At 54.2% G+C, this 13,762-nt stretch carries 5 protein-coding genes; 3 read left to right on the top strand and 2 right to left on the bottom strand.

Annotation, left to right across the window (positions count from 1 at the left end):
- Positions 1-568: 568 nt before the first annotated feature.
- Together ilvA and MXE41_RS02670 are read left to right on the top strand one after the other, a co-directional pair.
- Positions 569-2,101 (top strand): threonine ammonia-lyase, biosynthetic, encoded by a 1,533-nt coding sequence (gene ilvA / locus MXE41_RS02675; RefSeq protein WP_246978082.1) that lies wholly within the window; start codon positions 569-571, stop codon positions 2,099-2,101.
- A 1,159-nt stretch (positions 2,102-3,260) separates the two neighbouring features.
- The gene (locus MXE41_RS02670; RefSeq protein WP_247099256.1) at positions 3,261-4,106 is read left to right on the top strand and encodes a DUF2262 domain-containing protein; all 846 of its coding nucleotides are present in this window, start codon (positions 3,261-3,263) and stop codon (positions 4,104-4,106) included.
- Positions 4,107-5,697: 1,591 nt separating this feature from the next.
- Here the strand turns inward: MXE41_RS02670 and MXE41_RS02665 are convergent.
- Complete coding sequence (locus MXE41_RS02665) at positions 5,698-6,609, bottom strand: hypothetical protein (protein ID WP_247099255.1); 912 nt, start codon at positions 6,607-6,609, stop codon at positions 5,698-5,700.
- 1,691 nt (positions 6,610-8,300) lie between these two features.
- Between MXE41_RS02665 and MXE41_RS02660 the strand changes: the two genes are divergently transcribed.
- On the top strand, positions 8,301-9,746 hold the full coding sequence (locus tag MXE41_RS02660) for a hypothetical protein (protein ID WP_247099254.1): 1,446 nt from the start codon (positions 8,301-8,303) through the stop codon (positions 9,744-9,746).
- 576 nt (positions 9,747-10,322) lie between these two features.
- On the opposite strand, the gene MXE41_RS02655 is transcribed toward MXE41_RS02660, so the two are convergent.
- Positions 10,323-13,529, bottom strand: a complete 3,207-nt coding sequence (locus MXE41_RS02655; RefSeq protein WP_247099253.1) for a hypothetical protein — start codon at positions 13,527-13,529, stop codon at positions 10,323-10,325.
- Positions 13,530-13,762: the final 233 nt, after the last annotated feature.

Below are 13,762 nucleotides of genomic sequence, written 5' to 3'. Positions count from 1 at the left end.
TCATGGCAACAACAGCTGTCAGACACACTGTCCTGCCATCACAACTGGCTCTGCTGTCATCTTTTGGCAACGGACTAAAAGCAGTATGAATGCAGATGCTGAGCCTGCTCTTTACGGGCAATAGCTGGCCTTTGAAAGACTTACCAGTGACGTGAGCTGCAGTAGAGTGTTTGACTGTTGGGCTGAGCAGGCCATTACGGCCAATTGTACTGGCTTAGTGACAGTGCAGCATCCGGCTGTGATGCGGACTCAGATCATTGCTAAAGCCAATGCGATGGTTCTGAGGCTGGTATAAGACTGACTCAGGTTACGGATCAGCTCCTGGTGCTGACGCTGATACCATGGCTGTGAGTGCTCAGTGAGCCGTCTGCATGCTGGCAGGCTGGCGCGGACGCTGTTGCGGATTTGGCGGCAGTTGCAGCTGCAGTGCGCCTGCAGGTGCTGGAATGGGGCTGCCGGTTTGATGGTGGGAAGAAAAGAGAGATTTTGCGGGGCAGGCGCTGCGGCGGCAGGCCAGGTTTTAGGAGTGAGGCGACTGCGTAATCTTTTAATTATTCAGGAGTGAAAAATGAGCCAAGACAATGCATTAAGCGGACAGGAATATTTACGTAAGATCCTGTTGGCCCGCATTTATCCAACAGCTCGTTTAACCCCGCTGCACAAGCTGGAGAAGCTCAGTGACAAGCTGGGAGTGGGCAAGGTCTTATTAAAGAGAGAGGATTACCAGACCATTCACTCCTTTAAGATTAGAGGCGCCTACAATAAGATTCGTCAGCTCTCTCAGGATCAGCTCGACTGTGGTATCGTGGCTGCATCTGCAGGCAACCATGCTCAGGGCTGTGCTCTGTCAGCCAAGAACCTGGGCTGTCGTGCCGTAATCGTCATGCCAACTACCACCCCTGATCTCAAGGTGGATGCCGTACGCCGCTACGGTGCTGAGGTTGTGCTCAAGGGTGAGTCTTTTTCCGAGTCCTATGAGCATGCCAAGGAGCTGGCCCGTGCTCAGGGTCTGACTCTGATCCCTCCATATGATGATCCTGATGTAATTGCCGGTCAGGGCACTATTGCTCATGAAATCATGGGCCAGTGCAACAATATCGATACCATTTTCGTACAGATTGGTGGTGGTGGCCTTGCTGCCGGTATTGCCGTTTACATCAAGAACCTTATCCCTAATGTCAAAGTAATAGGTGTTGAGGCTGAGGGCTCTGCCTGTATGAAGGCCGCCATCGAAAACGGCTCTCCTTGCAATATCGGCTTTGTCTCCCACTTTGCTGATGGTGTGGCTGTAAGCCAGGCCGGTGATGAGACTTTCCGTCTGTGCAATGAGTACCTGGACGAAATCATCACCTGCTCCAATGATGAAATCTGTGCCGCAATGAAGGATATCTTTGATGATACCCGCGCCATTGCTGAGCCAAGCGGTGCTCTTTCTCTTGCTGGTCTTAAGAAGTATGCCCGTACTCATGGCCTCAATGAGGGCAATCACATTGCCATCATGTCAGGTGCCAACGTCAAGTTCCATACCCTGCGTATGGTGGCCGAGCGCTGTGATGTAGGTGAAATGACCGAGGGTATCTTCTCGGTAGAAATCCCTGAGGTTAAGGGCTCATTCCTGACCTTCTGTAACACTATTGGCAATCGTCATGTGACCGAGTTCAGCTATCGTGTGCACCGTCAGGACCGTGCCCGTATCTTTGCCTCCATTGAGCTTACCAATGGCGAAAAGGAGCTTACTGAAATCTCAGCCTCTCTGTCATCAGGAGGCTACAAGGTAACAGATCTGACCCGTGATGCGCTTGCCAAGGACCATATCCGTTACATGATTGGTGGTCACCTTGCGGCTGACGAAAAGGAGCGTCTGTTCCTCTTTGAGTTCCCTGAGACTAAAGGTGCCCTGAACGACTTCCTTACCAAACTGGCTGGTACCTTCTCCATTTCTCTGTTCCACTTCCGTATTTCCGGTCTGGAGTACTGCTCAGTACTGTGCGGCTTTGATGTAACGAAGGGTGATGAAGAGCTCGAGCAGTTCCTTGCCAACATCAGATACCCATACCTTGAGGTAACTGACAACACCGCCTACAACCAGTTCCTCTGCTAACCAGGAGCTGACAAAGGGTAGAACCTCCAGCCGCCACGGCGGCACGGGCCGCAGCCCAGCCTGACGGCACGGGCTGCACCCCTTAACAATGAGGCCATGGCCGCTGATGCTGCCATGGCCTCATTGCATTGCATTGAAAGCGGCGGTGATATCTGAAGAGGGCTTTTGGCTCGGCCCCAGGATGGCAATTTTCTCAAGGTACGACCGGTCTTTATAATGCTGGCCGTCTACCCCAAGACAGACAGCCATGCACACCATGCCCGGCATACCCTTGCATGGCCAGTCTGTCACCTGCCCAGCAGGCTCCAAAAGAACAGAGAGGCAGCAGGCCCTAAGGACACAATACGGCTCAACCATGCAGATCAAAAGCCCATTTCTCCATCGACAGGCCTGCAGTGCACCCGAAAGTCCGGCAGCTGCACAAGAGCAAGTCAGTCAAATGGTCATTCTGAGCGACAGGTGACAGCCTCACATCTTTATTGTGTGCCTTTAGACCTCAAGTAAGGCCTGCGTGCATGCAGGAGCAATTAACAGTACGCCAATCTGTTCATCCATGATTCCATCCAATCAACCATCCATCCAACCAACCACCCATCCATCCATCCATCCATTCATCCATTCATCCACTCACTCTGAATTTTTTGCAGTCGAGGCCAAGTGCGTTTAACCATGCCGTTATAACCTGCCAATCGATTCAAAAACCAGTCAGTCCAGCTGTCCATTCATCCTTTCCTCCCTCCCATTTATTCGTTTATCAGTCATGACCACTCGATTCAACCGGCCAGCTCGTAAGTCAGTGCGGTTGTCTCTATTCTTGCATTGCTCAGGTGCCCAGGGGCAGGAGCTGCTTTATGGCGTGGCAGGTGAAGCCGTGGCAGTCAAGTATGACGAGGTCCGTAGTTTTAAGGACAGTCTGAGCTTGTCAGGGGCACGGTCAAGTGCATGCCTGTGGTTGCGGCTCTGCCGTAGTTGCCCGGGCCTGAATGCCCTTTCCGGCAGGACGGTGGGGTGTCCTTGATGCGGGCCTGGCTTTTCTATGCAAGGCCAGAACTTTAAGCTACAATGCCTTTTAGCGCCTTTGCCTTTACCTGGTGGCATGCTCAGGCGTGCCGTAAGTGGTGATGCCTGGGGAATGGCCCTAATCAACGGAGGAGATCAGATGTTCGAGAAGTTTTACAAGATTTATGATGAAGAGACCTTCGAGGCCGTAGTTTTGATCCAGAAAACTCTTGGAATGGGTCATTGCGGTGATTACGGCGACATGAATGGTTACATGCTCGGTCTGGTCAAAGAGGACGGCACTGTTATTACCGGCAAGTTAAGACTGAGCTGGCCTATTCCTGTAGATGCCAGTTCCGGCCCTGAGGGCTTCAGCCGTTTTAAAGACGTTACCTGCTATCGTCTCAGACTGTCTGCCATGACAGTTGATCCTGAGGCTGACGAGCATCGCAAAGAGTATCAGTCCAACTGCTTCTGCTTAAGAGAGGTGCTGGGTGAGGCAGAATTGCCTGAGCAGCTGCGAGCCATCAGAGACGACTATCTTGAGGATGTGGTTATCGACGATGACGTCCTTGGCAAGCTCACCCTTGATAAGGATATGGAGAGTTTTGCCGGTGAGTACACTTTTGGTGATGACGAGTTCCTGTTCTATCTGGACAGTGACGAGGGCAATGTCAAAAGCTGCACCGAATCCCTTGCTCATGGCCACGCATTTGTCAGCAGGCTCGAAGAGCTTGATAAGCGCATGCGTGAGTATGCATGTCAGGAGCTTTACGATGATGCCGTATCATGGCAGGAAGATGCTGATGAGGATGAACAGCAGTATCCTGACGGCCTGAAGAAAGAGGACTTTATCAAGGTCATCAGCCTGTCTGAAGTGTCCTTTGCCCTTGATGGTGCTGTCACCGTTTATTACAACGACGGCGATCTCTTCTATGGCCATGTTATTGTGATTGAGTACAACATCGCAACCGATACCTTCGAAAGCGCCTACATTGCTGGCTGATGCCCCGGCTGCTCAATGGAGCACAGCCCCATCGAGCAGCTGACAGCCAATCCCCACAAGCCCCACCACGCAAACCGCCCTCCCTCAGCCTCCAACACCACCACTCAGTAGCCATTAGCTATGTAAAGCTGCCTGAGGCTCTGAGGCCTGCACCAGCAAGGCCAACAGTACAAATGTGAGCACCAGTACCAGCAGCAGACAGGCAAGGCCATTGCACGGCACCGGCATGGGCTCCGTCTAATGAGACTGCATGGCCTGAAGTTTTTCTGCTGCCGTGTTTTGCTCTAAGCTGCATGAGCTGCATGATCTGCCTGCCTGAAAGTGCCCAGCCAAGGGTGACCCAGTGGCACACTGATAAAGTGACAGCCTGTACTTGAAGTTAACCAGGCTGCAGTCTGGCCCAGAACTGAGCTGTGCCGTGCAGCGCAGTTCATGACCTTTGAAGTTCCTGTATGCGTATTCGCATTTAGCTAGGCTCCTCAGCTTGCACTGTACCTTCAAGGCGTATCCCTTACCGGCAGGCCGTTATGAGTGGTGCCTTAAATGACTGGGATTTATTGATGCTGCAGCTGCCTCATGCTGCTGCAGCCATATGCTGCTGGAGCTGCAGCAATGGAACAGGTCAGTAATGCGGCAATGCTGGATACCCCTTACATAAGCTTTATAAATTAATTTAGAATGATTATGTGCTGTGATTGTGAGCTGTTGAGTGCTGCCGGTCAAGCTTTGAGCTCACGCGTGCAAGCGTAATATGCAGCGATGCTGTGCGATGCAATATCGGGCTGGTCTATCTCATGTATGAGTTAATGGTGCATGAGTGTGTGAAAATCTGACCGGGCCGCTGCAAAGCAGAGCAAAGCATTGCAATGCATAGCAACGAACTCGTGCAGCAATGCCATGGTAATGCAATGCTCGTCAAAGCATGTCAAGCAGAGCAAAGGCACTTGCCTTAGGTAAGCTGCCATCAGGCAATTCAGGCTTGTCAAATAAAAGGCAGCGTAATTAATTATTTTGTAAAGCAACAGTGTGGTAACACGGGATAATGTAATACCTTTTATTTTGTAAAGCATAATATGTACATACGTGTTATACAAAATGTTATGTAAGAAACATATGGAAAGTCATAAGCTGGTACCTTTTTGTGCTTTTGACTTTTGCACTTTTTGCCCTTGCTCATTCTTTGAAATAAAGGCCCTCTGCCAAAAGCAGCGGGCCTTTATTTCGTCAGAAGCAAAAATAAGTGCTGTGTGCTGAAATAATGACAGTCACGCTCTGATAATTTAGCAATGAATAGCCTGTCAGGCGAATTGTGCAGCTGTCTGCATGACTGTGATTATAAAGGTCTCAGGTAACGCAGACTCAGCAGCGTTCTGTCAGAGGAATGGCCTGATTGCTGCGATTGTGACCATGTGGCGTATTATTTTGTGTTTTGTAAATTGTTATTGGGAGGGGAAAGGTCAGGTTTGAGTGGATGTGGCTTGGCTGGACAGGGGCGGACCAGCATGGGCCCGGCTGAGTGGGGATTGACATCCTTGCCGGATGTCTGTGGTTGTGCCGGGCTGGTGGGGGAGACTTTGCTGTTTGGCCTGGATCAGCGGGTACAGCGGCGCCAGGAGGAGGAAATGCGCCAGCTGCGGCCCTGCAGATCCTGCAGCACAATGGCAGCTGAGCTCAGGGAGCGGCGGTGCTTGAGCGGCAGGATAACATTGTCACGGTAGCTGTGGCTGAAGCCGTTGAAGACTACGTACAGGTTGTTGTAGTTGCGCTCAGGGCTGATACCCAGAGTCTCATAAAGACGCATGCCGTCAATAATGTCTACCTTGACCGGACGGTCAATTGACCAGGTGCCGTCAGGCTGCTCAAAAGACAGACAGGCATTGATACTGCCGTTTAATGCCGGGTTGTTCGGACGATAGTCAGGACGTGGCGGACGTGGTGGTCGTGGCCTGTCATAGTCTGGACGGTAGTCCGGGCGTCCGTAATCTGGTCGGTAGTCAGGCCTTCCGTAGTCAGGATCTGACGGGTATGACGGCGAGCCATGAGGCGGACGGGGATGCTGCGGATGGTACGATGGTGGCGGATAAGGGCTGTGACCGTATGATGGAGGCGGATATGGGCGATCGCCATATGATGGCTGGTACGGGCGGTACCCAGCTCCTGGGCGGTTGTACTCAGGGCAGCCCGGATGTGGGCGGTGGTGACCACGGCCATCATTTTCAGGGCAGCGTACTCCCTCCTGACCATAGTAGCGGTCACGGCCATACTCAAAGGACGAGCTGCCTCTGTTATCAGGTCGCTGGTAGCCATCTCCATACATGTTTGGCCAGTTGTTATTGCCCTGACCCTGACCCTGATCGTACATGTACTGCTCGTAATTGTAGCCATCATACTGAGGATACTTGTGGCTGTAATCCATTTCAGCAGCTGCCGGACCGGCAATCATACAGCCCAACACAGCAGCCGCTGCACCGGCTCCAGAGACCACAGATCCAATTCTACTCAAAGCCGCAGCCAGCACTGACCTGCCTTCAGCCAGCACTGACCTGTCCCCAGGTCTGCTCTCGGCTGCCTGCACGGCCTCTGGAGGTGTTGCCATACATGCGGCATCAGCACAGCAAAGTTCAGGGCTGAGCATAACTGCTCTGTCGGTCATTTCCTGGCCAGCTCCTCGGGAGCATGGGCTGCTTTGAGCAATGCAGTGCTCAGTGCCCTGCATTGCTCGCTGTCCGGCAGCTGCGGCTGCAGCAGGTTCACCGTGTGTGCATAGTACTGCTGTGCTGCAGGTTGAGCTGTCGTCCAATGAGTTGAAGCCAGGCCTGCAACAGGCAGGCTCACTGCTGGCAGGTTCAGTGCAGGCAGTCTCGGGACTGGACGGGTCAGGATGTGCTTTATGAGGCTGTGAAAATGTCAGGGCCATACCGTATCCTCCTTGAAGCATAATGGCAGGCAGGCTGTTAACTGACTCTATGATAAGGCCAAAATCTTAGCTCTTATACAGGAGGCCGTAAGCTCCCTCAATCCCAGGTCACCCGCTGCCCCCGTTTATGGCCCACAGCCTCTACCAATAGCACGATATCTGTTCCTGTTCCTGGTTAATGGGCCTGCCTGCATTCATTCATTCATTTATGCATGCCATTCAGCCTGCATGCATTTGTGTCTGTCTTTATGTCATCCAGCCTGCATTAATGCCTGCCTGTCCATATATCAGTCTGCCACGCAGGCAGTAATGTTGTCTGTCAGGCGAGCGTAATTCCTGTCAGAGGACCTGACTTTATTTTTGTCAGGTGGTGATTGGGTTGACCTGCAATGTGGCTTGACGTGAATGCGGCTGTCATGATCTCTCAAAGGCTGACTTCATCATCTGCGTCAGGTCAGTACAGTCAAATGGCCGCAAGTCAGGGGAGCTAACCTGCAGTGCAGGACGGCATGCAATCCGAAGCGCACGACGTCCTGACAGCCCGAGTCATATTAAAGGGTGGGTCTCTGGGGGCTGAGATTTTGTTTGCCTGGGGACTATGCGTTGCTGCTCAGCTCAGGGGCCTTATGCCTGTTTGATACTTCCTGTGAGACTGCCGTCATGGCGGCTGCAGCTAATGGTCCACCGTACTTTGAGTGTGACGGTCAGTCTGCAGTTGCAATGAGCTGCCTGTTAGTCTGGCGGCGCCTGTGGCGAGTCAGTGCTGGGGCGAGATGCTGGCAGTGCAGGGCCTGCCGTATCAGCTTTGGTGGTTTTGCACTAAAATATGCCTGCATTTGGGCACCGTGTTGCCTTTGCGGCAGGCAGGCCGGACAGCTTGCTTTTGCATTTTGCCAATGAGCTGTTTATCATGTTTCGCGCACACTGATATCAGGCCGTACCTGCGTCCATGTGTATGGGCTTTTGCCCGATGGCAGGCTGCACCTGGAGTCCGGCACATGCCGGGGACTTATGCCATGGCAGCTGCCTTTTAACAGGCCCCCAGGGTGTGGCCAGGTGGCTCGACTGGCTCTTGGGGCCCTGTTCTGACTGGCTTATGGCATGCTTCGGCTGCTGCCAGTAGTAGCTGTCAGGCTTCAATCTGGCCGGGGCCGAGTGCAGGCCGTGCCCTGGCACCTTATGGTGCCCGGCACGGCAGGCGTGACGGCGCAGCCCATTGGGCTGTGGCGGCATGGGGCCGTTAAGTAACTTTGTATGGTTTTTTGCAGAGGAAATTTATGTCAAACATTTCATTATTCAGGGCAGATGATTGGAACTGCTCATTAAGTGGCGTTGAGCTCAGCAGCACCGGTCATCAGCTCAGCTGGTGTGAATATGTTGCCTCTGCCCTGCAGGGTATTATGGACAATGAGGAGCTCATCAAAAAGTGTGTTCCTTATCTTATTGCCCGCTGCACCAGCCTCATGCCGGCCATTACCATTGCCCCGCTGACTGCCATCATTGAAAATGGCGCTGGTGACGCTGCCGCAGCCTGCAAGGCTGCAGCCGGTTCCATGGTAGCTGATGCTGCCCGTGATCTTGAGGCCTTTATCTTCCCTCGTGGCGATGAGATGCTCAAAAAGGCTGCCGCTGATGCCGGTGTCAGCACCGATGATCTCTATCTGGCCCTGCAGGCTCTGGCCCCACTGGGCGCTCTGCTTTATGGTGATGATTCCCTGGTGGTGCTGCCATCACGTGCTGCCGGTCAGTTTGAGCTGGTCTTTACCTCTGACAATCCGCTCAAGTGCATTGAGTTGCAGAAGGTAGTGAACATGGCTGCCAAAATCAAGTTCTGCCGTGTTCAGCTCAGCCGCAAGGCAGACCAGTCGGCTCAGATTAACTGCCATGGTCAGATCTTCAATGCTGATATGATTCGTATCTTTGCCAGTGCGATTAATGAAGAGCGCAGCAGGATCACCATGCTCTTTGAGGGAGCAAGCCCTGATATCAGCAATGATGAGATGATTACTGCCGGTGTAACCATGCTGCGTGCCGTATTTGGTGACATTCATGGCCGTATTATTCTGCAGTGCTCTGAAATCCATGTTTACCGTGAGATAACTGAAGAGATTCAGGCCATGGTTGATGAAGCCAGCCGCCGCAACGTAGAGCTCAACGGCCAGGAACTGCGTCCGGTCAATCTGCGTGAGTTCTACAAAAACTGCATGAAGTCATCCATGCGCAAGCTCAGCAAGGAAAATGACCTCATGTACATTGCCTCTGAGATTGAGACCCGCAATAACTGGACTGGCCCTGAGGGCAGTACTGCTCTGCGTGATGACATTTTTGAGTACAGCACCCAGCGCTCTTTCTCCCCAGGCTCCCGCGAAGGTGAGCTTACTTCAAAATACCTCAGGGGTATTGTCGCCAGCGGAGCTCTGCCTGTCTCCATTGCTGTAAGCATCAGAAATGACAATGATAATGTTGTTACCCTCAAGCGCAGTGAAAACACTCAGATTATCCGTGATCTCGAGCGTGCCCTGCGCCGTGCCCAGTGCGATGAATGGCTGTATATTACCGGCAATGCCAGTGGCCACAGCCATGCCTATGTTGATGTCATTGTCTTTGACGAGCAGCGTCTGCACAATGCCTTAAAGGACTGGCGTGCCAGCACCCGTCTGAACGTAGCCTCTATTGAGCTCATCAGCCCATGTGCCGGTGCCGCACCATTTGACCTGGTCTGATACCACGCCACAGGCTGACCCGACCATATCAGAGCAGGCTTGACCCGAACATACCATACCAGGCCAGTCTTGCTCCGACCAGATCTGCTATACCAGGCCAGAGCGGCTCAGCCAGCGCAGCCGTCCCTTTGCTGAGCGCAAATGGTCGGCTGGCTGCAGAGCACTGCAACCGGGTCTGGGGCAATGGATGTGGGCCGTGGAGCCTGCAGGATGGAGCATGGTCCGCGCCGTGGCGCGGACCATGGCTCTGGCCTGAATACAGGCTGACAGGTCATTCTGACCTCAGACTTGAACAGCACTGTCCATTAAAGCGCAGGGCCGCCCCGGATTTCCGGAGCGGCCCTGCGGCTTTATGGGTTTTCAATTTTGACATGGGCCCGTCCGGTGCTTATGACCTGAAGCTGGTCGCCAGCCTTCATGCGGCAGATCTTAGCTGCCTGAGGGATGGAGCTGGTGAGCGTGGCAGGTCCTGGCCGGGGCTGGTTCAGGGCCCTCAGGCTTGACGGCGATGCTGGCGGCCAGGATCCCGCAAGGTCGAACCTGGGCGCCAGGTGGGCCACCTTGCTGACCGTCAGGTCAGCTTTGGCTGTTGCGGCTGGATCGCTCGGGGATGTATACCGGGATCTTTGAGAGCAGGGTGGTGGTCAGGTCTGCAAGGTCCATAGGGCGGCTGCGCCAGTTCTTCAGGGCCTCATCGTTGGCCGGGAAGTCAAAGCGGCGGTGATGGGAGTTGTAGAAGTAACGTGGCAGGCCCGGCTCACTTATCATGCGGGAGATAAAGCCATAGAGATTGACTCTGTGGGTATGCAGGGCAATGTTGACGTACAGATCCTGATTGCGGGCCAGGTGCTCGTTAATCTGGCGTACTGAGGCTCCAAGCGGGTCGCTGACAAAGGAGCACAGCTCCTCAAACTGCTCGCGGTCCGGAGTACGGTGTCTGAATACTGGAAGCAGCTGGCCTGCCAGCTGCGGGTCAATACCACACAGTACCTCAGGGGCAGTGGCGGCACGGGCATGATCAGCCATTACAGCTGGCAGGGTGGCGATGCTTTCCATATTGCCCACAGCATCAAGGCAGGCCAGCTGCATGGTCTTAAGGCCGGAAATCAGATCGGCTGCCTCCGGGCAGGCAGACTGGTATTGCTCTATATCCTGGCTCAGGCATTCGTCCATCCACTGGTGAGCGCTGGAGCGCTTGTGCGGCTCAAGGCGGCCAGGCATATGGTCACGGGCCAGCGCTATCAGGGCTGTCAGAGGTCTTACAGCCTCAGAGCATAAGGCATCAGTATCGGCAATAAGGCTCTCATCAGGGTGAGGGATGATTACCTTGCGACGGCCACGTGTACTGTTGTCATCAGGCAGATGACGACCGGCTGCGCGGGCAGCCACACGGGCGGATTCCTCAAGGCGTTCAAGCTCACGTTCCTGAGCAGTGGTCAGGTCAGCACGTGATGCCTTTGAGCGGCTCTTGCGCTCTGGAACCGGGGCTCGCTCTTCAAGGAAGAGATCATCACGCAGGGCATTCATGCTTGACAGGGCTGCAGCAGTGGTAAACCACATGCTTGAGGCCAGACGCAGGTTGACGGCACTTAAGATATCCTGGAAAGGGAAGATAAATTTGGCCGGATATGGAGACCAGTCACGACGGCTGCGGTTTAGCAGAGCGGTATTACGCATGCGCTCAAACTGGTTGAAAATCAGGGTACCAAGCTGCAGCACATCTCTTACTATCTGGTGGATATCACTGCCCCATTCACCCATATGGGCCTTGAGCTGCTCACGGTACTGGGCAGCAGCGGCATCGCGGGCCATGTACAGGGTGTACATATAGCTTACAGAGAGCTGGTAGTCCTCAACCGGATCGCTGTCTTCACTGCCGGCATGAGGATATAAATAAGGGGCACCATTGACCATACCGTCACTGAGCACTGACTCAATCAGACGGCCATCGACTACGGCCTTGTTAAGACGGTATTGGGCACGGGCATCAGCACCTGTTGCTTCTACGTCGACACTCTCACCCTCAGTGTGGTTGTCCGGAACGCCTGCTGCCGCTGCAAAGGCAGCCACCATGGCAGCCAGAGCATGCTCAGGGCCACGGGAGTCAGGCAGGGCGCCATTGCCCGGCAAATTCTTTATAAGGCGCAGCTCGGCCATAAACTCGTGACCGGCAGGACTGCCATCGGCACCTTCAATGTCCAGAGTGACTGATGGTTTACAGTTGACGGCCTGTAATGCTTCCTCAAGCTCACGGCCGGCAGTGCTGTTCTGAGCCTTAATATCCTCAAAGTCGCTCTGGGCTGCGTACAGGGCAGTTACAGTTTCATTGAGGGTATGGGCTGCAGTGCGGACGGCCTTATGGGATTTTGCATAGGCGGCAATGCGTGGCTGCAGCTGACGGTACAGAGTAAGTACCGGGTTGTATTCCTTGTTTTCAAAGAGGTCGACCATACGGTTGACGCCTTCATTGCCCTTGCCCATCAGGTGCATGGAATTGAGCACCTCACTTTGCAGGGCAGAGAACAGGGCTGTGGTCATGACATCAAAGGATGCCGAGACCACATCATCGCTGTTTACAGGAACAGGACGGAACTGGGCAATGACATCACGAAGTGACTGGCTGACCATTCCAAGGGCATTCTGACCGTCGGTCATGCTCAGGGCAAAAGGACGTGGCAGCTGCATGGCCAGGGCAAAGAGGCCTGACTCATTTTTCTTGATCTTGCGTACCAGGGCAGCCATCTTCTTGCGGGACTCAGCACAGAGTTCATCATCGCCATTGACTGTTCCCTCAATAAAGGCAGCCTCTTCATCACAGTATCTGACCAGCATTTCGGCCTGACGCAGCGCAGCCATGACAGCTGCTGTGCAGTGACCGGCATAGCCGCCAAGCTTTACTTTGGCTGCACCGCTTTCAAGCTCAGTGTGCACCTGCTCAGCCATCTGCTTTATGGCCTCGGCCTCTGCAGCCTCAGCCGGGCTTAAAACAGCCTCGGCAGCTCCCCAGGCAGATCCCTTACCCTTGCCCTTTGACCTGCCGGCAGCAGCTCCGCCAGTCGCGCCAGCGGCGGCAGAGCCGCCTTTGCTGCCGCGTGAGCGGCCTGAGGCGCCAGCGCCATCAGAGCTGCCACCTGAAAGTTTGTAAAGTGTCTTTGCAATTTCATTGCAGTTGTTCTTTACATAATCAAAGTAGTCATTGAGGGCATTGTTGCGCTGCATGCACAGGTTGAGGCTGCCAGTATCGTCGGTATAGTCGCGGTAGCCGGCCTCGGACAGCCAGCTGTTATAAGCCTCCACTGTCTCATGTGCCGCATTGCAGGCGGACAGCAGGGACTCACGCTGCTGGCGCACAAAGAAATACTGCAGTGAGCGTTCGACCGGGTGGGTTTTCAGAGCAGTAGCAGCCAGCTGCAGCATGGCACTGTTGGCCATGTTCAGGGCAATTAATGCGGCAGTGCCGTAAACATCACTGCGCTGCTCCAGCTTGCGGTGAGAGCCTGTGCCACTCATCAGCCAGGCAGGGTTATTGAGGGCGGCCACACATAAAGGGGCATCCTGCAAGGAGGCGCAGTAATGTCTGTTGTCCTCATTAATCTGCAGGGACGGCTCCTGACTGGCAAGGCGTGACTGCAACAGAGCCAGAGCACGGGCTACGGCTTCGCTCAGGCGGGAAGGAGAGATGGCGGCCTTACGGTGCAGCAAAGAGCTCCGGTACTGTTCTGGACGCCCGGCACCGACAACTGCCTCGAGGGGACAGGCCTCAAACTCAAGATGGTATGGCACAGCTAATCTCCTAACCTGAAACAACAAAAACAAAACTCACCAGTAATCCGGCACGGCCAGCCTCACAGACAGCTGCCCGCCACATAAAACGCTCAACGACTTTCACTACCCATGCCCGCCATGGCCACAGCCCTCGAGGCTGCAGCCAACGTCCGCCAGCTGCCAGCGTCCGACAGCTGCCACGGCCAAGAGGCTGCAGCCAGCGTCCGTCAGCTGCCACGGCCAGCGAGGCT

The sequence above is a fragment of the Anaerobiospirillum sp. NML120449 genome, from assembly GCF_023051105.1.
Classification (GTDB): Bacteria; Pseudomonadota; Gammaproteobacteria; order Enterobacterales; family Succinivibrionaceae; genus Anaerobiospirillum.
This window is presented reverse-complemented; position numbering and strand designations above follow the sequence as displayed.